This is a genomic window from Streptomyces monashensis, from assembly GCF_001866665.1.
In the GTDB taxonomy this organism is placed as follows: domain Bacteria; phylum Actinomycetota; class Actinomycetes; order Streptomycetales; family Streptomycetaceae; genus Streptomyces; species Streptomyces monashensis.
In genome coordinates this window covers 78,090-102,875 of record NZ_MLYO01000049.1, presented here as the reverse complement: position 1 = coordinate 102,875, position 24,786 = coordinate 78,090, and the positions used below count along the sequence as shown (strand labels likewise).

Below are 24,786 nucleotides of genomic sequence, written 5' to 3'. Positions count from 1 at the left end.
TGACGAAAGACATAGAGGCACCCCCCCCGCAACGGCCCGCCCGCACGCGTGGCGGGCCGCCGATCCACGATCCGGCCCCGCGACGTGAGGTCCGGGCCCAGGAAGGGTGACTGGTTCCATGGCAACGATCGGCATGCACTTCGGCCACGACGCGGGCGCCGCGCTCACCGACGCGGGCGGCTACCGTGTCATCGAGGCCGAGCGCCGCCTGGGATTCCGCCATGTGTGCGGCGGCAACGGCGACTTCCCGCAGGCCGCCGCCGCATGGCTGGCCGAACTGCGCGCACGGGCCGCGAGCCCGGTGACCCGTATCGCGGTGGCCGACTGGTACACACCGCGCTGCCAGGTGCTGCCCCCGGCGCTGGTCGAACTCGTCGGTGAGGACGCCCGCTGGACGGCGCCCGGAGGCACCGGCCTGGCGGACGCCGTGACCCGCGTGATCAAACCCCTGGACTGGCCGCTGGCCAAGGGCTTCGACGACGTCACCCTGACCGCCGTACGCCACCACTACGCCCACGCCGCCCTCGCCTACTACACCTCCGGCGCCCGCAAGGCCCTGGTGCTGGCCCTGGACGGCACGGGCAACTACGCCGAGTGCGGCATGGTCTGCCTCGGCGACGGTGACCGGCTCACGCCCGTACAGTCCTTCACCAACCGCACCGGCCCCCGCTTCGGCCTGGTCTACGAGGCGCTCGCCCGGCGCATCCACGGCAGCCAGTTCGATACCGGCAAACTCCTCGGACTGACCGCCACCGGTGAGACCGACGCCACGCTGCTTCCCGTCCTGCGCGCCATGCTCGTCCCGCAGTCCACCCGGCGCGCCTCCCCGGATCTGTACGAGCCGTTGGACGAGAACCGCCTGACCGGCACGGCGCTGCGCTACACCGACACCTGGTGGGAGTACGACCCGGACAGCGGCGGCTATCTGGACGCGGGCCTCGCCGACTCCTCCGACGACGACGTCGTGCACTCCTTCGGCTCGGTCTTCCCCGACGAGATCCGCACCGCCGACGGCACCACCACGGCGATCGGCACCTCGCCGGACGACCGTGTCTGCCGGGATCTGGCGGCCACCCTCCAGACCGCCGTGGAACGGGACCTCACCCGGCTCGTCATCGGACTCAGCCGGCGCTTCCCCAGCTACGCCACGCTCTGCTACGCGGGCGGCTGCGCGCTCAACATCACCGCCAACAGCAGGCTCGCCGAGTGCGGCCAGTTCACCCGCGTGTCCGTCCCCACCTGCTGCGACGACTCGGGGATCGCCCTCGGCGCGGCGCTCGCCGTCGCCGACCCCGCAGACCGGCCCGCCCTGATCAGCCGCTCGGCCTGGGCGAACCTGGCCTACGCCGGACCGTCCCTGCAGGGCCTGGACCCACTCGACCGCGATGCCACCTCCCCTGCCGACGGCCTCGCGGCGCGCCTGCGCGGCCTCGGACTGTCCCTGCGCCGCGCGGACGGCGACGAGGAGTTCGTCGAGGCCGTCGCCGAACTCCTCGCCGAACAGCGGTGCGTGGCGTGGCTGGAGGGCGGCCTGGAGACCGGCCCGCGGGCCCTCGGACACCGCTCGCTGCTGGTCTCCGCCCACTGGCTCGGCGCCCGCCAGTACGTCTCCGAGACCATCAAACAGCGGGAGTGGTTCCGGCCCGTCGCCCCCATCTGCCCGGAGGAGGTCGCCGACCAGTACTTCACCGGCCCGCTGGACCACACCGAGACCATGCTGTTCGCCGTACGGGTACGGCCCGACCGGGCCCGGCAGCTCGCCGAGGCACGGCATATCGACGGCACCGCCCGCCTGCAGACCGTACGGCCCGACACCCAGCCCCTGCTGCACCGGCTGTGCCACGCGGTCGCCGCCCGCACCCGGTTGCCCGTACTCATCAACACCAGTGCCAACGGCGGCGGCCGACCCATCCTCAACCACGTCGACGAGGCACTGGAGTTGCTCGCCGAGACCGAACTGGACGCCGTGGCCCTGCCCGAACGCCGCCTGATCGCCGAGTGAACCACCCCGACCCCGCACAGCACCCTGGAGAGTGTCCGTGGCAGCCACCCAACTCCGAGACATCCACAAGAGGGAACCCCTGCGCGTCCTGTCTCCCGCGGACTGGGAACACTGGATCACCCGAGGCTATGTGATCGTCCGTCAGGCCGTGGCGCCGGACACCGTCGCCGCCCTCACCGAGGGCCTGTGCTCCTTCCTCGACATGCGCCCCGAAGACCCCGCCACCTGGACCTCCCCGCACACCGGGAACGAACGGCTGCCGGGCCACAGCGGACTGGTCGAGATGTACAACCACCAGGCGCAGTGGGACGTACGGCAGACCCCGCGGGTCTACGACGCCTTCGCCGACATCTGGGACCGCGCCGACCTGTGGGTCACCATCGACTTCGCCAACGTCAACCCGCCCAACCGGGGGCCCCGTGCCTTCGACGGATTCATCCACTGGGACGTGGACACCTCCACCGAACCGCTGCCCGTCAGCTGCCAGGCGGTGCTCTCGCTGACCCACGGCGACGAGGAGATCGGCGGCTTCCAGTGTGTCCCGGAGATCTTCACGGAGTGGGAGAAATGGGTGAGCGGGCAGCCCGCCGACCGCGATCCGTTCACCCCGGACACCACCGGCCACACGATCACCACCCCGGAGGTGGCACCCGGCGACCTCATCGTCTTCAACAGTCTGCTGCCGCACGGCGTGCACCCCAACGTCTCCGCATCCCGGGTGCGCATGGCCCAGTACCTGACCATGGCACCCGCCTGGGAGGACCACGCCGACCTGAGGGAGGCCCGGGTGCGGTTCTGGCGCGACCGTGTCCCGCCGCATCCGCCCGAGGGCGGAATCCGCAAGGCCGAGGCCGACCTGTACGGCCCTGCGACGCTGACCGGACTCGGCGAACGCCTCCTGGGCCTGCGGACCTGGGCCGAGGGGAGCGTTCTTGGCTAGCACCACCCGCCCCGTCCTGTCCCACAGCCGAAGAACGGACCTGGGCCGTCCCTTTCGGTGGCTGTGGGCGTCCACGGCTGCTTCCAACGCGGGCGACGGCATCACCCGCACGCTGCTGCCGCTGCTGGTCGTCGCCCACCACCCCGACCCCGCGGCGGTCGCCGGACTGACCACCGTCAACATGCTGCCCTGGCTGCTGTTCGCGCTCCCGGCCGGAGTCCTCGCCGACCGCTTCGACCGACGACGAATCGTCCTCGGCAGCAACGTGGTCCGTGGCGCGGCCCTGCTCGGCGCGGCCCTCGTCCTCGCCACCGACCGCGCACTGCCCCTGCTCTACGGGCTGGCCTTCCTCCTCGGCATCGCCGAGACCCTCGCCGACACCGCGGCGCCCGCGATGCTGCCGAGGCTGGTCGAGGAACGGCATCTGGAACGCGCCAACGGACGGCTGTCGGCGGCCCAGATCGTGCTCAACGAGATGGTCGGACCGCCCGTCGCGGGCCTGCTCGCCGGACTGACCGCCGCGGCCGCGCTCGCCACCGGCGGCACCCTGTACGCACTGGCCGCGCTACTGCTCCTGGGCCTCGCCCCGCTCGCCCGCACCGGTCCCGAGCCCGCACCCCCTGAACCGGCACCGCCCGGCGCCCGCGACGGGGTGCTCCGCGACATCCGCCAGGGCCTGCGCTTCGTCCTCGGACACCGCACCCTCCGCCTCACCCTGGCCGCGAGCGCCCTGTACGGCCTGGTGTTCTCGGCGACCTTCTCGATGCTGGTCCTGCTCAGCGAGCGCACCCTGCGGCTGAGCCAGACCGGCTACGGACTGCTGCTCGCCGCAGGCTCGGTGGGCGCCGTCACCGGCAGCTGGCTGGCACCCCGAGCCGCCGACCGGCTGCCCACCGTACGGCTGGGCCGCTGGTCCCTGGCCGGCTCCGGCGCCGCCTACGTCACCCTCGGCCTGGCCCGCCACCCCGCCCTGGCCGCGCTCGCGCTCGCCGCCAACGGCGTCCTCATGATGGGCTGGAACATCCCGGTGATGTCCCTGCGCCAACGGCTCACCCCGGAGGACCTCCAGGGCCGGGTGATGAGCGTGTCCCGGCTGTGCTCCTGGGGCGGCATGCCCGTCGGCGCGACCCTGGGCGGCCTGCTCGCCGCCGCGCTCACCGTGCCCGCGGTGTTCGTGGTGTGCGGAAGCGTCCTGGCCCTCGGCGCCCTGCTCCTGCTCGCCCCGCTGCACGACGAACCCCCCGCCCCACCGCACGAAAAGGGATGACCATTGGACACTCAGCTCTATGACACGGTGATCGTCGGCGGCGGCCCGGCGGGCCTCAACGGCGCGCTGTACCTGGGCCGTTCACGCCGCCGCGTGCTGCTGGTCGACTCCGGCGACGCCCGTAACATGGCCGCGGGCGTCATGCACAACGTCCTCACCAACGACGGCGCCGCCATCGCCGACTTCCGGGCCAGGTCCCGCGCCCAACTCGCCTCCTACGACGTCACGTTCCGCGACGACGATGTCGTCTCCGCCGAGTCCGGCGGCGACCACGTGGTCGTCACCACCAAGGAGTCCGGCACCGTCCGCGCCCGCACCCTGCTGTACGCCGCCGGGGTCCGCTCGCTGCTGCCCCCGGTCCCGGGACTGGCGGACCTGTGGGGCACGGCCGTCTTCGAGTGCCCGTACTGCCACGGCTGGGAGGTCCGCGAACGCCGCTTCGCCGTCTACGGCGGCGGCGTGCCCAGCGAGTGCCTCGCCGCGACCCTGACCGTGTGGTCCGACGACATCACCTATCTCACCGACCGACGCACGCTGCCCCAGGACGAACAGGACCGGCTCAACGCCGCCGGAGTGCCCGTCCTCCCCGACGGTGTACGCGAGTTGAGGCCGCACCCCGAGGGCGTCGAGGTCGTCTTCGCCGACGGCGGGACCGTCCCCTACGGGGCGCTGTTCCTGCACCTGGACATCGAGCCCCGGGTGGCCCCGCTGCGGCCCTGGCTGGAGGCGCCGGACCTGGAGTCCGTACAGACCGACGACCGCGGCCGCACCAGCCTGCCCCGCCTCTACGTCGCCGGCGACCTGGGCCGGAACATGCAGCAGGCAGCGATGGCCGCCGCCAGCGGCGGACTGGCCGCCATGGCCATCAACGCGGACCTGATCCGCGAGGACCGCCCCGGCTCCCTGCCCGAGCCGCCGCCCCCGACGCCGGCCCGCTGAGCACCCGTCCACCCCGTCCACACCAGGGAGCCCCTCCGCGATGACGTCACCCCGCGCCGAGTTCGCCCCGCACATGGAGCACTACACCTTCGTCCTGGAGGACCAGCCGTACCTGGGCTACTTCCAGTACGGCAACGAGAAGACCCCCGTCTACACCACCGACCGGCACGGCTTCCGGGTCACCCCGGGCCCCGGCGGGCTGCGGGCCACGGTCGGCGACGACCGCCCCGACGGCCCGGCGCGGCTGCTCGCGGGCAGCTCCGCGGTCTTCGGCGTGGGCGCCACCGGCGACGCGGCCACGATCACCGCACGCCTGTGGACCGCCCACGCACCCCGCCTGCCCTGGCTCAACCTGTCAGGCCAGAGCCACAACTCGGCCCAGGAACTTCTGCTGTTCACCCTCTTCCAGCACGAACTCCCGCCTCTTGAGGACATCGTGCTGCTCTCGGGCGTCAACAACCTGGTACTGAGCCGGCTGCCCGAGGACAAGCAGGGCCGGCACGGCGCCTTCTTCGACTGCGGGCCCGCCCCCGAGGCCGTACCGCCGCCCGAGCAACGCGTCGCCCACGCGTCAGAGTTGACCATCCGTCATCTCGCCGGGTGGAAGACGCTCGCCGACGGCCTCGGCGCCCGGCTGGCCTTCGTCCTCCAGTCGCTCGCCCCCTGGGTGCGCGAAGAACCGCTGCCCCGCGAGAAGCTGCTCTTCGACGAACTGGACGAGGTCTCCAACTTCCGCCGGTTCCACAACGACATCTCCACCATGGCGGTCGGTCGCGCCTACGCCGACCGGCTGGCCGCGGGATGCGCCCGGCTCGGCGTGCCCTTCCTGGACATGAACGTGGCGCTCGGTGAGGCCGCGGCACCCGAGGACTGGCTGTTCATCGACCGTGTCCACGGCACCGACCTCGGCTACGACCTGGTGGCACGGCAGCTCGCGCACCACCTCGACCTGGCATGAGGATGAGGAGCCCATCGATGAGCGACCCGACGAGCGGGGACGGCGGCGGGGCACCCGCATCGGCCGTCCGCCGCCTCACCACCTGGCTCCGGCACCGGAGCGGCCCACACCCGGAGCCCCCCGCCGCACCACCGGACCAGCCTGCCGACCCGCCGTCGCCCCCGTCCCGGCTGCGCCCGCAGCCCGAGGACGACGACTCCGTCTACCCCCTGTTCTGACATGAGCACCGGCATGGGCGACGGCCCGGTCCTGGGCATCTCCGCCTACTACCACGACAGCGCGGCCGCCCTGGTGGCGGACGGTGTCCCGCTCGCGGCGGCCCAGGAGGAGCGGTTCACCCGGCGTCGCCACGACCCCGGCTTCCCCGCCCACGCCGTCGCATACTGCCTGCGCCAGAGCGGACTGCGCCTCGACGAGCTGGCGGCCGTGGCGTTCTACGAGGACCCGGCGCTGAAGTTCCGCCGCGTCCTGGCCACTTGGCTCGCGACCGCCCCGCACGGCTACCCCGTGTTCCGGCGGGCGTTCCCGCAGTGGGCCGGCTGGAAGCGCCGGGCCCTGGACGACGTACGGGCGCGGCTGGCCGAGCTGGCGCCCGGACGGAAGCTCCCGTCGCTGGTGGCGTACCGGCATCACGCCTCGCACGCGGCGTCTGCCTTCTACCCGAGCCCGTACCCCTCCGCCGCGGTGCTCTGCGTCGACGGGGTGGGGGAGTGGGCGACGACATCCCTGTGGCACGGCCGGGACACCAGCCTCGTCCCGTTCGCGGAACTGCGCTTCCCACACTCGCTCGGCATGCTGTACTCCGCGTTCACCTATTTCTGCGGCTTCAAGGTCGACTCGGGCGAGTACAAACTGATGGGCCTCGCCCCCTACGGCATCCCGCGCTACGCACCGCTGATACGGCAGCGGCTGATCGACATCAAGCCCGACGGCTCGTTCCGCCTCGACCTGCGGTACTTCACCTTCCAGTACGGGCGGACCATGGTCGGCCGGGCCTTCGAGGAACTCTTCGACGGGCCCCGCCGGACACCCGAAGGCCCGCTCACGGAAAGGGAGTTCGACCTGGCGGCCTCCGTGCAGCAGGTCACCCAGGAGGTCATGCTGCGCCTGGCCCGAACCGCCCTGCGCCGTACCGGCGAACGACGGCTGTGCCTGGCCGGCGGGGTCGCGCTCAACTGCGTGGCCAACGGCCGTCTGCTCGCCGACGGTGTCTGCGACGAGATCTGGGTCCAGCCGGCGGCCGGCGACGCGGGCGGGGCGCTCGGTGCGGCCCTGGCCGAGTCGCACCGCCGGGGCGCACCCCGCACTCATGTGCGGCACGGCACGGACGCCATGGCGGGCGCGCTGCTCGGGCCCGGCTACACCGACGGCGAGATCGAGGGGTTCCTGAACCGCGGCGGATACCCCGCCGTACGGCTCCCGGAACGGGAACTGGTCGAGCGGGTCGCGGCGCAGCTGGCGCAGGGCCGGGTGGTGGGCTGGTTCCAGGGGCGGATGGAGTTCGGCCCGCGGGCGCTGGGCAACCGGTCGATCCTCGCCGACCCGCGCGATCCCGCCATGCAGTCCACCCTCAACCTCAAGACCAAGTTCCGCGAGTCCTTCCGCCCGTTCGCCCCCGCTGTGCTCGCCGAGGACGCCAAGGACTGGTTCGACCTGTCGCAGGAGAGTCCCTACATGCTGCTGACGGCGCAGGTCGCCGCGGCCCGGCGCCGGGAGTGCGGAGCCGAGGCCGAGAGCGCCGCCGGCCTGGACCTGCTGCGCGTGGCGCGCTCGACCGTCCCGGCCGTCACCCACGTGGACGGCTCGGCCCGGGTGCAGACGGTGACCGCGGAGCACAACCCCCGCTTCCACGCGCTGCTCACCGCCTTCCGGGACCGCACGGGTTGCCCGGTGCTGGTGAACACGTCCTTCAACGTCCGTGGGGAGCCGATCGTGCGTGACCCGGCGGAGGCGTACGCCTGCTTCATGCGCACCCGGATCGATCTCCTCGTCCTCGGCGACCGTCTCCTGGACAAGCGCGACCAGCCCGCATGGCGCGAGGAGGGGGACTGGCGTGCAACGATCCCGAGCGACTGAACGACTGCTCCAACTCGGCCTGGCCGTACTGTACTTCGCAGTGATCACTCCAGCGGGGCTGTGCGCCCGGGCGGTACGGGACCCACTGCGGCGCGCGTGGCACAGCGACCGCGCGACCTATCTGGACCGCCCGGCCGGTGCTCGACCGGGCGCGCGGGCCGGAGATCGCGCGGACGGCTGATGCGCCACGCCCGAAGCCGCGTACGAGCTCACCGCTGGCCCTGGCAGGTTGCCGACGTCACCACCACACGACGCGTGCCGAGGACCAGCACCCGGGACGCGGCCCCGGTGAATCCGCGGGACTCGGCCCAGGCACTGGCCTCCTGCGCACTGCCGGGCAACGGCACATCGCGCGCGAGGAGTTCGACGAAGCGTTGTGACGGACGGAAGTGCGTGGCCAGCGGCAGCGAGAAGCCCACCCGGCCGCCCGGACGCAGCGCGCGCCGCCAGTCGGCCACGGCCCGGACGCCCAGGAAATGCAGCGAGGAGGCGCAGAACACGACGTCGAGCGACTGATCGGGGACCGGCAGCGGTACGGCGTCGCCGACACGCCAGTCGACCGCCGGGGCACACTCCAGCTCGATGGCGCGGGCACGGCCGACGGCGACCATGCCGGGGGACAGGTCGACGGCCAGGACGGGTGCGGCGGAGGCGGGCCGGTTCCGCGCGAGCTGAAGGGCGACGGCTCCCGCACCGCAGGCCACATCCGCGACGGCGTCGTCCACCCCCGGGGTCACCCAGGAGATCAGCGCCCGCGCGATCTCCTCGTGGTGCCCGTGGTCATAGCTGTCGGCCAGATCGTCGAAGACACCGGCCAGGTGCGCGCTCTGGATCACCGTCCGATCGTAGCCGCACGTCGGGAATCCACCCGGGCGCGTCGGGTTCTTCGACGACGTTGGCGGGCAGCAGCCGTTTGTGCCGCTGAGGGCATCTGGGCCGTAGGGGCCGCTGTCAGGCCGTCTGCCCGAGCCTCTGCCCGACGAAGGCGATCACGTCCCGGGGCCTCCGTCAGCCGGCCCGCTCGACCGGCCAATGCAGCTTCGACCGGGAACCTTCCACCTTGCTGTGCCCCTGGACAGACCCGGCGCGGCACAGATGTGATGCGCCCGCATCGGACGCACCGCGTCCGCAAGCACCTCGACAATGTCCTGGTACGAACGCGGCAGCACGCCCGCGGTCAGCTCGGGCGTCCACACAGCGGCGGCCATCAGCGGCACTCTGGGCTTCTTCGCACTCGGCCGGGCCACCGTCTGTGCGCTCTACGAGAGCCGGGAGAAGAGACACTTCAACTGGCTGCCGAGCGCCTGAGCCGGAGGGTCTGAGTGTCTGTGCCGTCGGGGCGGCCGGTGCCCGCACGCCGACGGCGGACGAGGTGAATGACGGCGCCGACCGCGACGGCCAGCACGGAGATGGCCATCAAGGCGATCTCTGACATGACGGCAAACACGACATCGACCCGGGCGGCACTGACCTGCCAGTCGAATTCCGGATCGACCAGCCCTCCGGGGTCCCGCACCACCAGGACGTGTTCGCCGACCCGGTCTCCTGCGTCGCATGAGACGGTATCGGTGACCGGCGTGGCAGAACCGTCGTATCGGACCGTGCAGTCGTACGTGGTCGACTTCCCGTGGTGGACCTCGATCCGTGTGACAGCGGCCGGGCGGGATACGCCTCGAGACTGCAGGACCAGGGCTTGGGACGCCTGCATGGCGCAGAGCGGCGTGGCGATCATCGGCGCGAACATCAGCGCCAGGGCAACCCTCCGCAGCACGGCGGAAGGAGACAACGAGATCACCGCGACCAGCAGCCAGACCACGCCGACCAGACACAGCACGATCGAGGGCACCAGCATCCAGCGCAGCGGCCCCAATACCCCACCGACAAGGAGGAGCAGCGCGGCCACCGGAACCGACAATGCGGTCAGCACCGGGCGGCGTGGATATGCCAGACCGTCCGCCCGCTTCCTCCCGTCCCGCTTCGTACCTGTCGTCAACGCATCCCCCATCCGACCGTCATAACCGTGTCGACGATCATTCTCGGACAGGGCCGGGCCGTGACGTGCGCCGGGGCGCTCACCGGTGGCTGACGGTCTTCCGGGGCTGCATGCGTCCCGTACGCCCGCAGCCGCGAGCCTGCGGGTCACGCACAATCACCGTCATCCTGCCAGAACCCAAAGGGGAGTGAGGGGCCGGGCCTGTCGGCGGTACCGCTCGTCTGCCGGAGGGCATGCCGCTGGGTGAGGACCTGCTGGGCGGCTCGTCGGCGGGCGGGCCGCGTAGACCGCAGAAGACCTGGCAGGAAGCGGGCCGCGCTCACCTGGGAGCAGGCGCCGGGGGCGCCGCCGGCGGGGCTCACCGCCTGCCAGAGCATCAAGCGGGTGGGCCTCGGCAAGGGCGAGACCGTACTGATCCGCGCCGCGGCGGGCGGTGTCGGCTCGCTCGGGGTCCAGATCGCCGTCCCGTTCGGTGCCCGGGTGATCGGCACCGGGAGCGGATGGACTGGGCTCAGTACGCGTCCTGGGCGCGTCGGTAGAGCTTGGCGATGTCGTCGTCGAAGTACGCGGCGTAGGAGACATCGTCCTGGTCGCCGCCGCCCTCGTGACCGCCCAGGACGCCGATGAGAGTGCCGGTGTGGTTCTTGGGGTCGTAGTCGGCGAGCCAGGGGCTGCCGCTGGTCCCGTCCTCGAGACCGGCGCACTGGATGCGCAACTGGGTGTCGCTGAACTTCGTGGTGTGGTTCTGGCACGAGATCGGGGTGTCACGGCTGGTGGGATAGCCGGTGATCTTGACCTTGTTGTCGAAGCCGCGGTTTATGCCGAGGGTGTTGCCGCCCAGAAGGTCCTGGATGTCCTTGCCGTCCTTCTGGTCGAGGACGAGGAAGGCGAAGTCGAGGTCCTCGTCCTGCGACCTGGCCCAGCGGTCGTCGACGACCACCTTGCTGACCTTCCACAGGCCGAGGGGTTTATTGCCGTTGCGGTAGCCGGGGGCGAAGACCAGGTCGTTCAGTGGCTGTCCGGAGTCGGCGTCGAAGGCGCAGTGGGCCGCGGTGATCAGCATGTTCCGGCCGGGACTCCGCACCACGCTCGCCGTGCAGAAGTGGGCGCCCTGGTCGTCCTTCTCGAAGACCGCGCCGACCCGGGCGTTCTCCTCGGTCCTACGGGGGGTGTACGCGCTGCCGTCCTTGGCCGGGGCCGTCGCGGAGATGTCCTGGTCCTGGCCCTGTGGGGACTGACCGGGCTCGCCGGACTTGCCGAAACCGCTGCGCGCGCTGCTCTTGGCCGTATGGGTTTCCTCTGCAGCGTCGCCCACCACCGCGGCTGCCCCGAGGATGACCAGGGTCAGGGGCAGTATGGAGTTCCTGACTAGTGAGCGCACAAGGTCATTATCGACGCGGGTCCGGATTTCGGGAGGTGCTTCACCGGGAGGATCCCGTCACAATCCACCATCCGGATGGGCCATCTGTGGTCACGCGTGTGCGGGATACGCCGTACACGTCCGGTTTGTACGACACCCGGATGCGCGGCACAACCAGCTCCTAACGGAGCCGGCGGGAGCGCGTTCCCATGGCGGTCTGCCGGATCGGGGGTTTCAGGCGCCCGTCAGGAGTTCGGGATGCTCGCGCTCGCAGGTGTCGTCGATGCCGCAGGTGTCCCGGGCGGGGAACGGATCCATGGGCGGGAGGCTCTCCCTGCTGGCCATGAGGCAGCCGGTCAGCGCCGCGTGCAGGACGGAGGACGTGGTTGAGGAGGGTGGTCTTGCCCGCGCCGAGGAAGCCGGACAGGACGGTGACGGGCAGTCGGTCGGAAGCCATTGAAGGATCAGCCCTCGGGGCGCGGCAGCCCGCGCTCGTACGCCTTCACCAGCCGCTGCGGCACCAGGTGCTGGACGCCGTCGACGGTGACGGCACGAGCGTCGGCGTGGCCGCCTTCCACCGGGCGCGGCGGTGGGCGGGGCCGGGGCGGCAAGGGAAGAGCCGTTCACCGTAGTTCGGGGGTCGGAGGCGGGCCGTCGTATCAGGAAAGTCGCGGCGTAGACGGCCGTGGGGACGGTCATGATGGCGAAGCTCGGCGGCGTCCTCGGCACCGAGTACGAGGTGAACAACCCTGCCCGCATCTCCTGTACCGCCAGCGCAGCGGAGAGGGCGAGTGCCTGGTAGGGGCGGTCGGGCGAGGAAGCCGTAGCTGAGCAGGCGGACGGGTACCCCGCAGACTGCCGCCACGCTCTCGTCGAGCGCGGTGAACAGCAGCGGCGGCGCGATGAGGACCACCAGCAGGCCGCCCCCGGCGGCCACCAGCGCGGCGGCCACGGCGCTGCCGGGGGGGATGCCGAAGACGGAGCCGAACAGCACGCTCACCCCCGGGTGCCATTGGTGGTGCAGCGGGAGGTCATGTAGAGGGTGATGAAGAAGGCGCCCAGGCCCAGGGTCCAGGAGAAGACACTTCCGATGACCACGTCGTCGGGCTGCGCCCGGCGGCCGAAGGCGCCAAAGAGGAGCGCCCTCGCGATGGGTGCGGCGAACAGGCCCAGGCGGAGGTCGGCGCCGCGAACCAGAGCGGCCATCGCGCCGGTGCAGGCGCCGTGGCTGAGTGCGTCGCCGGTGAAGACCTGGGCGCGCAGGACGAGGACGTAGCCGACCAGGCCGGAGGCGACGGCGATGGCGGTCCCGGCGGGGAAGGCGTGCTGGAAGAACGGCTGCGACAGCGGGGAGGCGTCGGCAGGACGGTCATACGGCCACCTGGCGAAGGCGATGGACGTCATGAAGAAGACCGGCGCCGACAGACAGGGGGTGACCTGGCGTTCGATTCGGCAGTGGCGGCGGTGATCTGGGACATGTACGGACCCCACGCGGAGCCTCACACCGCCGAGCTGACCAGACTCTTCTTGCCAGCTTGGGTACGAGGCGAAGTGAGGCGCTCCGGGTCTGATGGAGGCTCCCGGAGCGCTTCACGATGCCGCGCGCTGCAGCCGCAGGCGTGGGGCGTCGACAGCGTCCACGTTGGCTGGATCGCCCTGCTGCTTCGCTTCGTTGCCCCCTCGTCCGGCCACCGCAAGCGGACGGAGCAGAGTTGGACAAGTCGAGGTGCCCGTCGGACGCATACGACGCCCTTTGGACGCCGTTTTGCCGGACCGGCAACAGCAGTGGCAGGCCGAGACGTGGTGGGCGACGCTGGGCCCGTGACCGACAACATCGCAGCAGGATCGCCGCCCGCGTCAGATATTCCCCCGCCTGCCGACGGCTACGTCGGAGACCCTGCGCTCCAGGCGGAGTGGGACAACCGGTACACAAGCCGACAACAGTTGTGGAGCGGCCGGCCCAACGGTGCGCTCGTGGCCGAGGTCGCCGGGCTCACACCTGGGCGAGCGCTCGACGTCGGCTGCGGCGAGGGCGCGGACGCCGTCTGGCTCGCGCGCCGCGGCTGGGACGTGACCGCGCTCGAGGTCTCGGGCGTGGCGCTGGAACGTGCGGCCGGGCACGCCCGGGACACCGGCGTCGCTGTTCACTGGGTACACGCCGCGCTCACCGATGCGGTGCTCCCGCCAGCCTCCTTCGACCTGGTCTCCGCGCAGTACCCGGCCTTGCTGCGCACCCCCGACGCCGCGGCCGAGCGAGCGCTGCTCGCGGCCGTCGCACCCGGCGGCGTGCTGCTGCTCGTGCACCACGCGGGAATGGACGTCCAGCACGCGAACGACAGCGGCTTCGACCCGGCTGATTACGTCTGGCCTTCGATGATTGCCGATCTGCTCAACGACGACTGGGAGACAGAGGTGGACGAGCAACGGCCACGTGTGGCACCGGGTGGTGGCGCCGGCGCGCACCATGCCGACGATCTGGTCCTGCGCGTACGCCGACTGCGCTGAGCCCCCTCGGCTCGCAGGAGGCCCGGCAGCTGGGCAGACGCGATGACCGCTCCACCGGGAGGTACTCGCATGGCAGATGGACCCCTCCCTTCCATACCGACGCCTGGGCTCGATCCTGGCTGGCCAGCCCAACGATCACCTGGTTGATGGCGTTGCCGCACCCCGAACAATCATGCAGCACATCGAAACTGAGCTGGTGCGAACCGCCGCCTCGGACTCTCACCACGTCACCCTGGCCATCGATCTTCACATGGCGGATCCTGAACCGCGACGGCTCCATGTGGGAGGGGCGGTCCTGGGCGAACCGCCCCTGACAGGGCAACAGCTCACCGCACTCACCAGCAGGCCGCAGGACGCGGATCGTTGATGTCCTGGTGAAGTGTCAGAGCTGGTAGAAGTCGGAGTAGTGGTCGGGCGAGTACCAGACCGCGCCGGTGTCGGAGTCGACCACGATTCGGTACGCGTCGCGGTGGGCGCCGCAGGTGCGCGGGTAGACGTCGTACTCGTAGAAGGTGTCGCCGGAGGGCAACTGCCCGTCGTTGTTGTAGTACTCGCCGCCCGCGTAGCTGCACTGGCCGTTCGGCCAGTCGACCCAGCCCCGGGTGGTCGGATATCCGAGGTCGGACCAGGTCGAGTTGGCCGAGGCTGCGTCGGAGCATCCGTCGATGCTGCAGGAGCTGTATACCGCCGCGTTCGCGGCAGGGCTGTTGACGGCGGACACGCTGAGCACGGATGCGATGGCGGCGATCAGCACCGCGGACCGCTTGGCCCAGGGCAGGTGGGGACGTCGCAGAGTCAGCAAGATACCCTCCGAGGGATGAATTTCATGAGCATGACAGTTTTGCACGCAACGGCTGGATGCGCCATCGGTGGCGGCCGATGGGCAACTACCTTGTAATGCAGACCTGTTAAGGGGTTCTCTCTTTCGCGGGAACCACGGGTGTCCTTTGGGTTTTGCGTCCGCCACTGTCTCCGCCCGTGCAAGGCCGCCACCTCAGCGCCACCAGTGCACCGCCCGGCTCCACGGTCCCGCCGCCTCTTCGGCTGGATCATGACCGATCCCGGAAACCTGACAGCCGACGATGCCGCCGGTCGTCTGGCCGCCGGGGCTCACCTGGTCCCGGCTGACGCCGAGGGGTTCCGAGGCGCGCGGGCCGGCCGAGATGCAGAAGGCGACCAGCGCGCGGTCGCCGTGTGTGAGGGCAGAGCCGTAAACAGTTCGTTGAATGTCTGGTCGGGGATGTCGCGAGGGTTCGCCGGGGTCGCGCGGGAGCGATTGGGCGACCGGGCCGAACTGCGCATGGTTCCTGAACAAGCTGCTGGCCGCCGGATTCATGCAGCGAGCGACGCGGCCCACCAGCACCGAGGCCGAGGTCGTAGCCGGCCGCCCAATCCCGTCGCTCACTTGCGGACGCCGGACAGCGGGATCTCATCGGGCGCCACGTCGTGCACACCCGTAGCAGCCGGACCGGAGCGGGCGTGCTGAGAGGGATTGCCCTCTAGGTGTGCTGTCCGGGCAGGTTCGTGACGCGGCCGGCTGGTCGCGACGGCAGCTGATCGACGGCATACGTTCCAGGTCCGGACGGGTGTCCCGTGGCAGGACGTGTCTGTCGAGTACGGGCCGTGGGGTCGGGTCTATGGCCTGTTCCGCCGGTGGCAGCGGCATGGCACCCGGCAACACGGCCTAGGATCACCATGCGACGGCACATCGCATCTGGGCGGAGGATCGGCCACGGATCCGGACGAAATGCGGTCGCGTTCCTGGTGGGCGCGTCGTAGCGTGCGAGCGTGGACGTTGGAGATCCGAAGGAATTGGTCCGGCGCGGGTATGACGTGCTTTCGGAGCGCTATGAGTGGGCGTTTGGCGGCGAGTCGAAGTACGGGTCGTGGATCGAGGAGTTGCTCGGTCGGCTCCCTGATGCGGGCACTGTCCTGGATATCGGGTGCGGCAACGGTGTTCCCGTAGCACGGTCGCTGGTGGTGGCGGGCCACCGCGTGACGGGCGTCGACATCAGCGAGGTCCAGATCCGCAGAGCCCGGGAGCTTGTGCCTTGCGCCGACTTCATCCGGGTTGATGCCACGATGTTGGAGCTCCCTCAAGGCAGCTTCGACGCCGTCGTCTGCCTGTATACCCTGATCCATGTTCCGGTGGAGGAACAGCCGACCCTGCTGCAGCGGATCGCTTCTTGGCTGCGGCCGGGGGGTTGGTTCCTGAGCACCACCGGGCATCGTGCTTGGACCGGGACCGATGAGAACTGGCTCGGTGGTGGGGCCGCGATGTGGTGGAGCCACGCCGACGCCGAAACCAACCGCGCATGGCTCGTGCAGGCCGGTTTTGACGTGGTCCACGAGGAGTTCGTGCCCGAGGGTGACAGCGGTCACGTCCTGTTCTGGGCTCGACGCTCTCTGGAATGACAGCGGTAGGCTGAAGGAAGAGGGCATAGACGTGATCGATGCCTGAGGGGACTGTACGCGGCAGCTGTCGATGTGGGTGACGTCGCGGAAACCGGCGATGACTGGGCCGGCCATGGATTCGCGGTCGACGACGACGGTACAGCCGTAGGGCCGGGTGGTGTCGTTGGGGAAGTCTTGTCGGGCTTCGGAGCAGCTGCCGAACATGAGGCTGCGGACGATGTCGGTCCAGTTGCTGTCGTCGTGGAAGGTGACGAACATGGTCTGCGCCTCGGGGTGAAAGTCACGATCACGTTGGCCAGGCGCTGGGCGGCCGCCTTCTCCGATCGCGTGGCCGGCACTGGGGCGTTCACCCATTCGTCGATGGTGGGCTGCGCGTCGTCGCTGCGGGTGTGTGAGGGCATCGGCAGCGCCACTGCCGAAGGGGATCCGGCCGGTCGCGGCGTAGGCGAGGAGAGCGCCCCCAGCGAACGCGCCCCCTCCGGTCCGACAGCGCCGGTGCGGTAGTGGCGCCGCGGGCCGGCCCCGCCGTCGGGCCGGTGGACGGCAGGCGGTGCCGGCCGGTCGATGGCGGTGGTCGGCACCTGCGCAACCGCCCCGATCACGGCGGTACCGGCCATCGGCGGTACCAGCCAGTCGGTGCGGCACTCGGCCACCATTCCGGCACCGACTTCTCGACGAGCGGGAGGACGAGGGCGTCGATGAGCTCGTCACCGACCGGCTCGCCGGCCTTCGCGGCCCGGCGCAGGTCGGCACGGGCCTGCGTCGGCGCCCCGCCGATGCCACGCAGTAACCGAGTGTGGAGCACAGTATGTGCGCGAGGCCGTCTTCTCTCGACGTTCAACCGGTGACGCGGATTTGATCCGGTTACGTCGGGTCGTGGCCGCCGTCGGTGAGCGCGCTGCGGGCGCTGTCCGGGGCGAAGTCGCTGCGCGGGCGCAGCGGTTCGAGGCTGTACTTGATCGCGGTCAAACCGTCCACCGCCGTCTGATGCCGCCGCGCTGGGGGGTGATCGTTCCCGTGCGGTCCTGATTGGTTCAGTATGTGTGGGCGGCCGAGAGGGGAAGTCTGGCCGCCCACGCTCACTCGGACACACGAAGGCCCATGGGGCCCGGTTCGGCCTGTCCCGTCAGATCAGCCGTTGACGCAGGTGTTGCCGATGGCCGGGTTCAGTCCGCCGATGGCGGTGACGGTGTTGCCGCAGGCGTTGATCGGGATGTGGATCGGGATCTGAACCACGTTGCCGGAGAGCACGCCGGGGGAGTTCACTGCGACGCCCTTTGCATCGGCGTCGGCGGCCGCCAGGCCCGCTCCGCTCAGGACGACGGCGCAGGCAGCGGCGGTAACCGCAAGCATCTTCTTCATGACGATCATGACTCGCTTTCTTTGAGGTCGAGAGGGCGAGGATCCGTCTCGGGCAATGCCCCGGGGCTGCCGTCCCGGCGGGAGGAGCACCCGGCCCGCCCGGACGACTGCCCAGTCCAACACGTAGCCGATCTCCCGGACACGGGAGTTCACCCGGCTGCCGGGCACATCCATCCGCTCATCGGAGCAGTGGCCGACCGCGGGATTCACGCCGGGGCTCATCTCGTCGGCTGCCCCAGCCCGCTGCGAGGTGTCCAGGCTGCCTTCGCCCGGCTCGAACCGTCGGCCCGGCCCCGTCTTCCGCGCCGCCCAACTCGCCGCCGACATACCCGATCTGCGCGAGCAGATCACTGTCTTCCCCGGCAAGCTCTACCAGCCACGGCAACGCACCGGCTCCCACGTCCTGGCCGTGCTGGCCGCGGAGGGCCGTATCCGCCGCTCCCGACCTGCCAGCTCCTGGGCCCCGGCACCGTTCCGCTGGACTTCCGCCCGGCCCCTCATCCGCATCGCCGTCGCGGACGCGAGGACCGCCTGGCCCGCCGCTATCTCGAGGCGTTCGGTCCGGTCACCGTCGATGACGTGAAGCGGTGGACCGGCCGGAGTCTCACCGACACCCGCCAGGCCCTGGCCGGCACCGGCGCGCAGGCCGTCGAACTCGACGAAGGCACCGGCTATCTCCTGCCTGAAGACCACGACACCACCCAGACCGCCCCGCCCGGACCCGAGCCGACGGCTGCGCTGCTGCCCGGTCTCGATCCCACCGCCATGGGCCGGCGACACTACGACTGGTACCTCGACCCCGACCACGCGCGCTTCGGCGGGTCTTGTCCGTGCTGCTCGTGTTGGTGTGTTTGCCTTGCGGCTGTGCTGCTGGATGTCTTCGCCGTGCGGCGGGTGGCGGGGTGCGGGCGTTGCGAGGTGTCGGTGGGCTGTGTTCCGGAGGCTGTGTGCGGTTTCGCCGCTGTGTGTTGAACGTCCTCGTGCCCCTTCTCTGCTCGTTCTTGTTTCTCGCGCCGGGTGTCTGGTCCGGTGGGAGTGGGACGGGATTTCCCGTCGGGGTGGTGCGGCACGGTGTGTGCGTGCCGGTTGTCGGCCGTTCTGCTGCCGGTCCGGTAGGGGGGAGGCGGTTCATGGTTGCGGCTGCCAGCCCGCCGGCGGCCTTGGCGGGCTGTGCGGTGCTGTGGCGTGGGGGTAGCGCGGCGGATGCGGCGGTGGCCGTACAGGCGGTGCTGGCGGTGGTCGAGCCGCAGTCGTCCGGGCTGGGTGGGGGCACCCAGATCCTCTACTGGGACGCTGGGCGCCGTCGTGTCCGTTTCTTCGAGGGGCTCGCGCAGGCCCCGGCCGTGACCACTCGGGGACTGCGCCTGCCCACCGAGCACGAACAGCGCCTCGGCATCCGGGCTTTTGGCGACAGCGTCGAGCACACAGGGCGCGCGGTGGGGGTTCCCGGCACGGTGAGGGTTCTCGGCCTGCTCCATCGCCGGTTCGGCCGCCGGCCCTGGGGTTCTCTCTTCGACGCGGGCAGGCGGCTGGCTGCCCGCGGCTTTCCGGCAGGCCGCTACCTTCACGACATGGCCGGGGAGGGCTGTGCATACCCCGATGTGCGGGCCCTGTACTGCCCGGGCGGGCGGCCCATGCCGACCGGAGCCAGGGTGGCCAACCCTGAGCTTGCCCGGGTCCTGTACGAGGTCGCGGCCGGCGGAGCTGACGCCTTCTACGCACCACGCGGCGGGATCGCACCTGCCCTGGTGCAGGGTGCCGCGCGCGGCACCCTCAAGCCCGCTACCGACAGCCGGGGGCCTGCGGTGATCCCTTCACTCATGACGGTGCGGGACATGGCCGACTACCGGGCCCGCGAGCGGGCTCCCCTGTGCCGCCGGGCTGTGGGCTACCGGGTGTGCACGGCCCCACCGCCGGCCTTCGGCGGCATCGACGTCCTCGGCATCCTCGGCCTGGCCGACCGCAAGGGCATCGCCGCACGGACGCCCGGCACACTCGGCCATGCTCATCTGCTGATCGAATCCGGACGACTGGCCGGAGTGGACGCACGGGCCTGCGCGGGGGACCCGGACCTCGGTGACATCCCCGTGGAAGGGCTCCTGTCACCTGCCTACCTCGACCGGCGGGCCGCACTGATCTCTTCGACCACCGCCGTCCGTGGCGTACGCCCCGGACGGTGCGCCGCCACGGCCCCCGGCACCGTCAGCAACGACGCCACCAGCCAGGTGAGCATCGTGGACGGATATGGCAACGCCCTGTCCATGACCACCGCGGTGAACCAGAACTTCGGCTGCGGACTCCTCGTCCGTGGCATGGTCCTCAACAACGCCCTCACCAACTTCGCACCCGCAGGCACGGGCGGCCACAACCTCATGGAACCGCACAAACACCCCACCACCTCGATGGCCCCCACCCTGGTCTTCACTCCCCAGGGCAGGCCACGCCTGGTGGCCGGTTCGGCCGGCGGCGGCCCCATCCCCGACTACGTGGCCCATCAGATCCTCGACACGCTCATCCACCACCTCGACCCGCGCACAGCCCTCGCGCACGGCCATGTCAGCGGCCAGACCACCACAAACCACTGCAACGGCCTGCGCGACGTCCGCTCCGACGTGGAACAGGGCACCAGAGCCGAGCGCTTCCTGCCGGGACTCCGCGCCCTGGGCCACCCCTGCGCAACAGCCGTACCGCTGCGCAGCGGAGCCGCCCTCATCGACATCACCCCCGGCGGCGCACTCCTCGCGGCCGCCGACCCCCGCAGGGACGGCGCCGCCGCAGGAGGCTGACACGACCTGAGTCGTGAGCGCATCGCGGTGCCGGGCGCTCCCGTGGGCAAGGACGTCGACGTCGGCCGGTCTGGCGGGCAGGATTTCTCGCGAGCTGCTGGTGGCTCAGCGTTCGAGCGGAAGCAGGGCTCCGGCTCGTTGCACCGTGCGGATGACGGGGGCCGTCTCAATTGTGTGGATCGCGTCCAGTGAGGCGATCCACTCGGTCAAGTACCGTGCCAGGTCAAGGGAGTTCCTGCAGTTGACGGCCGCGAGCAGGTTGGTGGGGCCCGTGGTTTGGGCCACGAGCGAGACTTCGGGATGGTCGTCCATCGCGGAGGCCACGACGGTGAGCCGGGAGGGCGGAACGGCCATCCACAGACGGGCTTCGGTCCGGAAGCCGAGGGCGGCCGGCGGGATGTCGACGAGGAGGGTGCGCACTCCGGACTGGCGCAGGACAGCGAGTCGGCGTCGCACGGTCGATTCGGACCAACCGGTCGCGGCCGCGAGTTCGGTGTGGCTCGCCCGTCCGTCTCGCGACAGGAGATCAAAGAGCGGGTGGTCCGCGGGCTCCAGGGAGACGACGCTGGCTTCGGCGGGCGGCGGGGTGAGCAGCGCGGCCTGGTCGGGGGAGAGGCGGGCGGGCCCGGCACAGTTGTCGGGCAGGGCGTAGTTGCCGAGCAGCAGGTGGGCGGAGACGGCGGTGACGCGGCTGGTTCTGGGGAGCTTGCGGAGCAGCAGCGCTTCGCTCTCGTCCGCGGTGGATGTCTGGACGCTGCACGAGATCTCGGAGGTATGGCCGCCGGAGCCATGACCACCTTTCGGCAACTGGGGCAAACACTGGGAGTCGCGGTCTTCGACGTACGGTTTCAACAGCACAGCGCAGCTCTGCCCGAGGCCCTGAACCGGGTCCTGATCGCCGCTGCGACGGCCGGGATCATCGGCTCCGTGCTCGCCTACATTTTCGTGCCGAAACCGGCAGCGGCGGACGCGTCGGTACCTGCGGCCGCGACCTCACCGGCTCCCGCCCATCGCCACAAGGCCCCCTACCAGGCCCGGATGCGCGCGCAGTTCGTGCTGCATGCGGCCAGGGGCCGCTCCAACGTGCGCAAGGCCCGCCAGACGGGCCTGCACCTGGACACCGTGCGGAAGCCGGCGGGGCCGGTTCGCCAGGTACGGCATACGCGGTTCGGCCGACCGCAGCCGTCCCGGCCGGGGCCTCCTTCGTCCACGGCGCTGCCGGTTACCCAAATCAAGGCACGGGCCTGCCAGTTGCCCGCTGGGACCGGGGCGCCACTGTCCCGCCGGCCGTACCCGGAACTGGCCCGTGAGGCCATGCTTCGAGGCATCGCTTCGTCCGTGTCGGCCTCCGCCGTGCGCCGCCCGCTGGGCCAGGAAGCACTCAAGCCCTGGCCGCACCGCTCCTGGATGTTCCCCTCCGGCCCTGGTTTCCGGCCCGAGGCGGCCTATGTGCGTGAGCCACACATACGGCCGCGGCGGGCCGCTGGCCTGCCTTGCCGCCTACGACGTCCACCGCGCCCGCGTGTTCGGCCGCACCGAACCACGCACCGGCCTCGATCCGCTCATGACCCTGGTCACCCAGGTCATGAGCCAAGAACCGTACGCCGGCGCCAAGCGCGCCTTCCGGGTCGTCGACAACGACTCCTCCCGCCGCGGGAAGGAAGCAGCCGACCGCTTGGCCGCCGCCGTCCCGAACACGGGCATGGTCGCATGGCCCACACCCCGGTACACGCCTGCTGGCTCAACCAGGTGGAGATCTGCTTCTCCGTCGTCCAGCGCCAGGTCGTCTCGCCCAACGGCTTCACCGACCTCGCCGAGACCAGGGACCGGCTCCGAGTCTTCGGAGACCGCTACAAGGCCATGGCGCAGGCGTTCCGGTGGAACCCCCGAAGGACTTCCGGAGCCGACCACTGAGCATGAGGGCCGAGTGCCGGAGACGCGGCCGCCGCGTCGCCCCGTCGTGGCGGCCGCACAGACGCCGTTCCTCCGCAGCATTTGGGGAAACGCGTCGGCCGAGGTGAACAGCCTGACCCCGTGGGGTTGCCGGCCACCACTGACAGGCGTCGCCCGAGTGCGCCTCACCTGCGGCTGAGTGAGGGTGAGGGCATGGCTGAGCGTCATGCGATCGTGGGTCTTCAAGTGGCATGGCCACGGTGCGGAGGTATGGGAGCACTGAGGTTCCGGCCGGGTCCTCATGGGTGCCGTCACCCGTTCGGATCACAGCAGTCGCTGCCGCACGTGAGTGCGGGTTCGCTGGCCGTGGGCACCCACTCGTAACCCGGGGCCTCTCAGTACCGCCGAGCGATGGGAACGCAGCCATGTCTACAGGCAAGATCGAGGAGTTCAACCAGGCGCAGGGCACGGGCCGCATCAAGGACGACGACGGTCCCAAACGGCATTTCTCTCGGGATGACGTTTCAAGTCCCGCAGAGAGGGCGAATCTGCGCCAGGGGGACAAGGTGGAATTCCAGGTCGACGTGCAAGACGGGCACGCGGCCGAGGTCCGGAAGGCTCGTTGAGCTTTCCGAACGGCGTGCGGCAGGCACCACCCCGGAGATGAGCGGGGTGGTGCCTGGATGGGCTTCTGGATCACGCAGATCGGCCGCGGCCGTCCCGGACGGGCAGGCGCCTCACGCGAAGTGTTCAACAGCCGTCCGTCCAGGTCCGGCAGCGAGTGAGCAGGACGAGCGTCTCTGCCGTCACCACCACGACGGTCCCGACTGCGACGACCAGGCACACCGACCACAGTTCCCACACAACCCACCGCACTGCCCTCCGTATGCGCATGGCCGGATCATGTCCTGAGGTGCGGTTCGAGTCACGATCCGCTGCCGGTGCAGGGACGCTGGGCCACGGCACGTGAACGGGGCCGTTACGGCCAGTTGTGACGGGTCCGGATTCCGGCTCGTCGGGAACCGCCGAAAAATTCATGAACGGCGAGGCAACGGCGCTCTCGTGTTCTCCCTCTGACAGGTTGCGATTGGTGCACGGAACCGGTGGCTACAGGCCGAGGAACAGCCTCGTATCCTCCGCCTCTTCGAAGCTGCCAAGCACAAGACCATCCGTAGGGGGAGACAAACGATGAGTGCTCTCGACCGGCGTGCTGCGCGTGCGGCCGTCGTTGCAGCGGTCGGCATATCGGCGCTCGGGCTGAGTGCGGTCACGGCTTCCGCGAAGGTCAGTTACGACTTCAAGGTGAGCCCGCACACCGTCAAGGTCGGCGCGCGCGTCCACGTGAAGGGGGACGCCGAGAACGACAGCGATGTCCTTCAGAAGTTCTGTGTGCAGCAGCGGCAGGGCAAAGGGCCCTGGCGTACGGTGAAGTGCGCTCACGGAGGCATCGGCCGTGGTGGCGCCGTCGATACCTGGGTACAGGCGAAGCACCGAGGCACGCTGCAGTTCCGCGGCGCGCTCTACGAGGCTGACTTTGGCTCGAACAAGCTCCGCCTGCAAATGGTCGGGCCGGCCGAGACCGTCAGGGTGCGCTGACCCCCGGGCCATACCAGGGGGCGCCGGGCTGCATCCGGAGGCCCGGTGGTCCCGAGCACTCTCGTGGGAAGGGCCCGGGGGCGGTGTCATGGGCCGGGCGACCGCCGGGCGGGGTCCAGTCGTGCCTGCGCCTGTGTGGGTGGTGCAGATGGTCCCGGGCTGGCCGGGCTCGATCGTGGCCGCGCTGGAGACCGGCCGAACCTTGTGGACGACGGTGCTGGGCGGCGGTGCTGGACCGCGGTCCGCCTGGAGCCGGGGGACGACGTCACCGCGGTGACCACGGTCCAGCTCCGCGAGGCGACCAGCTCGTCGCCGACGGCCAGTGGCGGCCGGGCCACCGGCAGGTCCTGATCGTGCTGGACGCTGGATATGACGCGCCATGTCGCATCCTCCAGGGCCTGCTGGAAGCCCCGTTCCTTCCTGTAGGGCGCGTCAGCGGTCACCCAGGCGATCGGCAGCGCGGACCCGGGCGCACGCAGCACCGCCGCGCGCGCCCGTTCGGGCTTTGTCGCGAAGGGCCCGTCCTCGGGGATTGACGTTCGCGCTCAGCGTGGCGGGGCTCTCTTCCCGGTGGTTGTGCTGCTGGCGGGGCGGCGTCTCGGGCGGGAGCGGCGCGGCTGAGCGTCATGGGCCGAGGACGCGGGACGGTACCGGTGGGGGTGCGCGGCGCGTACATGTTGCGCGCGGGAGACGA

The 24,786-nt window shown here is 70.7% G+C and carries 25 protein-coding genes and 4 pseudogenes; 19 read left to right on the top strand and 10 right to left on the bottom strand.

Annotated elements, in window-relative coordinates:
- The first annotated feature begins 118 nt into the window (after positions 1-118).
- Genes BIV23_RS28105 through BIV23_RS28075 form a run of 7 tightly spaced genes read left to right on the top strand, consistent with a single transcriptional unit; the run spans position 119 to position 8,182 of the window.
- Entirely contained in the window at positions 119-2,002 is a 1,884-nt protein-coding gene (locus BIV23_RS28105; protein WP_245790675.1) for a carbamoyltransferase C-terminal domain-containing protein, read from the top strand.
- A gap of 37 nt (positions 2,003-2,039) precedes the next feature.
- Positions 2,040-2,942: a phytanoyl-CoA dioxygenase family protein gene (locus tag BIV23_RS28100; protein WP_079173420.1), complete on the top strand. Its 903-nt coding sequence runs from the start codon at positions 2,040-2,042 to the stop codon at positions 2,940-2,942.
- Positions 2,935-4,209, top strand: coding sequence for an MFS transporter (locus BIV23_RS28095; protein WP_245790674.1), 1,275 nt, complete (start codon positions 2,935-2,937; stop codon positions 4,207-4,209). Before BIV23_RS28100 ends, BIV23_RS28095 begins: the two co-directional genes overlap by 8 nt.
- Before the next feature lie 3 nt (positions 4,210-4,212).
- Positions 4,213-5,148 (top strand): NAD(P)/FAD-dependent oxidoreductase, encoded by a 936-nt coding sequence (locus tag BIV23_RS28090; protein WP_071383766.1) that lies wholly within the window; start codon positions 4,213-4,215, stop codon positions 5,146-5,148.
- Positions 5,149-5,188: 40 nt separating this feature from the next.
- Entirely contained in the window at positions 5,189-6,106 is a 918-nt protein-coding gene (locus tag BIV23_RS28085; protein ID WP_245790673.1) for an SGNH/GDSL hydrolase family protein, read from the top strand.
- A 17-nt stretch (positions 6,107-6,123) separates the two neighbouring features.
- Positions 6,124-6,324: a hypothetical protein gene (locus BIV23_RS28080; RefSeq protein ID WP_071383765.1), complete on the top strand. Its 201-nt coding sequence runs from the start codon at positions 6,124-6,126 to the stop codon at positions 6,322-6,324.
- 1 nt (position 6,325) lies between these two features.
- Positions 6,326-8,182, top strand: coding sequence for a carbamoyltransferase family protein (locus BIV23_RS28075; RefSeq protein ID WP_218161883.1), 1,857 nt, complete (start codon positions 6,326-6,328; stop codon positions 8,180-8,182).
- Positions 8,183-8,391: 209 nt separating this feature from the next.
- Here the strand turns inward: BIV23_RS28075 and BIV23_RS28070 are convergent, their stop codons facing one another.
- Positions 8,392-9,018 (bottom strand): class I SAM-dependent methyltransferase, encoded by a 627-nt coding sequence (locus BIV23_RS28070; RefSeq protein ID WP_071383764.1) that lies wholly within the window; start codon positions 9,016-9,018, stop codon positions 8,392-8,394.
- A 307-nt stretch (positions 9,019-9,325) separates the two neighbouring features.
- On the opposite strand from BIV23_RS28070, the gene BIV23_RS50560 reads away from it, so the two are divergent.
- Positions 9,326-9,490 (top strand): hypothetical protein, encoded by a 165-nt coding sequence (locus tag BIV23_RS50560; protein WP_177240060.1) that lies wholly within the window; start codon positions 9,326-9,328, stop codon positions 9,488-9,490.
- Here the strand turns inward: BIV23_RS50560 and BIV23_RS28065 are convergent.
- Complete coding sequence (locus BIV23_RS28065) at positions 9,468-10,085, bottom strand: hypothetical protein (RefSeq protein ID WP_218161882.1); 618 nt, start codon at positions 10,083-10,085, stop codon at positions 9,468-9,470. The genes BIV23_RS50560 and BIV23_RS28065 overlap by 23 nt on opposite strands.
- A 396-nt stretch (positions 10,086-10,481) precedes the next feature.
- Here BIV23_RS28065 and BIV23_RS52280 point away from each other — a divergent pair.
- Positions 10,482-10,673, top strand: a pseudogene (locus BIV23_RS52280) (NADP-dependent oxidoreductase); the annotation flags it as partial.
- A gap of 13 nt (positions 10,674-10,686) precedes the next feature.
- Here BIV23_RS52280 and BIV23_RS28055 read toward each other — a convergent pair.
- The 4 genes and pseudogenes from BIV23_RS28055 to BIV23_RS52275 form a co-directional block, all read right to left on the bottom strand.
- The gene (locus BIV23_RS28055; protein WP_071383761.1) at positions 10,687-11,556 is read right to left on the bottom strand and encodes a trypsin-like serine peptidase; all 870 of its coding nucleotides are present in this window, start codon (positions 11,554-11,556) and stop codon (positions 10,687-10,689) included.
- 340 nt (positions 11,557-11,896) lie between these two features.
- Positions 11,897-11,992 (bottom strand): annotated as a pseudogene (locus BIV23_RS54055) (GTP-binding protein); the annotation flags it as partial.
- 7 nt (positions 11,993-11,999) lie between these two features.
- Positions 12,000-12,142, bottom strand: a pseudogene (locus tag BIV23_RS28050) (50S ribosomal protein L32); the annotation flags it as partial.
- Between the two features lie 389 nt (positions 12,143-12,531).
- Complete coding sequence (locus BIV23_RS52275) at positions 12,532-12,939, bottom strand: metal ABC transporter permease (RefSeq protein ID WP_071383760.1); 408 nt, start codon at positions 12,937-12,939, stop codon at positions 12,532-12,534.
- Positions 12,940-13,356: 417 nt separating this feature from the next.
- On the opposite strand from BIV23_RS52275, the gene BIV23_RS28040 reads away from it, so the two are divergent.
- The gene (locus BIV23_RS28040) at positions 13,357-14,040 is read left to right on the top strand and encodes a class I SAM-dependent methyltransferase (protein ID WP_071383759.1); all 684 of its coding nucleotides are present in this window, start codon (positions 13,357-13,359) and stop codon (positions 14,038-14,040) included.
- A 382-nt stretch (positions 14,041-14,422) separates the two neighbouring features.
- Here BIV23_RS28040 and BIV23_RS28035 read toward each other — a convergent pair whose 3' ends face one another.
- Positions 14,423-14,842 carry a ribonuclease domain-containing protein gene (locus BIV23_RS28035; protein ID WP_079173419.1) on the bottom strand — a complete coding sequence of 140 codons (420 nt, stop codon included), beginning with the start codon at positions 14,840-14,842 and terminating at the stop codon, positions 14,423-14,425.
- A 986-nt stretch (positions 14,843-15,828) separates the two neighbouring features.
- On the opposite strand from BIV23_RS28035, the gene BIV23_RS28030 reads away from it, so the two are divergent.
- The gene (locus BIV23_RS28030) at positions 15,829-16,455 is read left to right on the top strand and encodes a class I SAM-dependent methyltransferase (protein ID WP_071383758.1); all 627 of its coding nucleotides are present in this window, start codon (positions 15,829-15,831) and stop codon (positions 16,453-16,455) included.
- 72 nt (positions 16,456-16,527) lie between these two features.
- Positions 16,528-16,959, top strand: a complete 432-nt coding sequence (locus BIV23_RS49725) for a hypothetical protein (protein WP_143079123.1) — start codon at positions 16,528-16,530, stop codon at positions 16,957-16,959.
- 148 nt (positions 16,960-17,107) lie between these two features.
- Here the strand turns inward: BIV23_RS49725 and BIV23_RS48960 are convergent.
- Together BIV23_RS48960 and BIV23_RS28020 are read right to left on the bottom strand one after the other, a co-directional pair.
- Positions 17,108-17,224, bottom strand: a pseudogene (locus BIV23_RS48960) (alpha/beta hydrolase); the annotation flags it as partial.
- 362 nt (positions 17,225-17,586) lie between these two features.
- Positions 17,587-17,826 (bottom strand): chaplin, encoded by a 240-nt coding sequence (locus BIV23_RS28020; RefSeq protein ID WP_071383756.1) that lies wholly within the window; start codon positions 17,824-17,826, stop codon positions 17,587-17,589.
- A 241-nt stretch (positions 17,827-18,067) separates the two neighbouring features.
- Between BIV23_RS28020 and BIV23_RS53620 the strand changes: the two genes are divergently transcribed.
- The 3 genes from BIV23_RS53620 to BIV23_RS28010 all read left to right on the top strand — a co-directional run bounded on the left by BIV23_RS53620 (position 18,068) and on the right by BIV23_RS28010 (position 20,603).
- A complete protein-coding gene (locus tag BIV23_RS53620; protein WP_342746386.1) occupies positions 18,068-18,400 on the top strand; it encodes a hypothetical protein in 333 nt (110 codons plus the stop codon).
- Positions 18,295-18,789, top strand: coding sequence for a DNA glycosylase AlkZ-like family protein (locus BIV23_RS53615; protein ID WP_342746385.1), 495 nt, complete (start codon positions 18,295-18,297; stop codon positions 18,787-18,789). Before BIV23_RS53620 ends, BIV23_RS53615 begins: the two co-directional genes overlap by 106 nt.
- Before the next feature lie 158 nt (positions 18,790-18,947).
- Positions 18,948-20,603, top strand: a complete 1,656-nt coding sequence (locus BIV23_RS28010) for a gamma-glutamyltransferase family protein (protein ID WP_071383754.1) — start codon at positions 18,948-18,950, stop codon at positions 20,601-20,603.
- A 105-nt stretch (positions 20,604-20,708) separates the two neighbouring features.
- On the opposite strand, the gene BIV23_RS28005 is transcribed toward BIV23_RS28010, so the two are convergent.
- On the bottom strand, positions 20,709-21,419 hold the full coding sequence (locus BIV23_RS28005) for an Lrp/AsnC family transcriptional regulator (protein WP_245790672.1): 711 nt from the start codon (positions 21,417-21,419) through the stop codon (positions 20,709-20,711).
- 894 nt (positions 21,420-22,313) lie between these two features.
- Between BIV23_RS28005 and BIV23_RS28000 the strand changes: the two genes are divergently transcribed.
- The 4 genes from BIV23_RS28000 (at position 22,314) to BIV23_RS50555 (ending at position 24,443) form a co-directional block, all read left to right on the top strand.
- On the top strand, positions 22,314-22,517 hold the full coding sequence (locus tag BIV23_RS28000; protein ID WP_071383753.1) for a hypothetical protein: 204 nt from the start codon (positions 22,314-22,316) through the stop codon (positions 22,515-22,517).
- A 404-nt stretch (positions 22,518-22,921) separates the two neighbouring features.
- A complete protein-coding gene (locus BIV23_RS27995; protein ID WP_071383752.1) occupies positions 22,922-23,122 on the top strand; it encodes a cold-shock protein in 201 nt (66 codons plus the stop codon).
- Between the two features lie 562 nt (positions 23,123-23,684).
- Entirely contained in the window at positions 23,685-24,092 is a 408-nt protein-coding gene (locus BIV23_RS27990; protein WP_071383751.1) for a hypothetical protein, read from the top strand.
- 204 nt (positions 24,093-24,296) lie between these two features.
- The gene (locus BIV23_RS50555) at positions 24,297-24,443 is read left to right on the top strand and encodes a hypothetical protein (protein ID WP_177240058.1); all 147 of its coding nucleotides are present in this window, start codon (positions 24,297-24,299) and stop codon (positions 24,441-24,443) included.
- Positions 24,444-24,786: the final 343 nt, after the last annotated feature.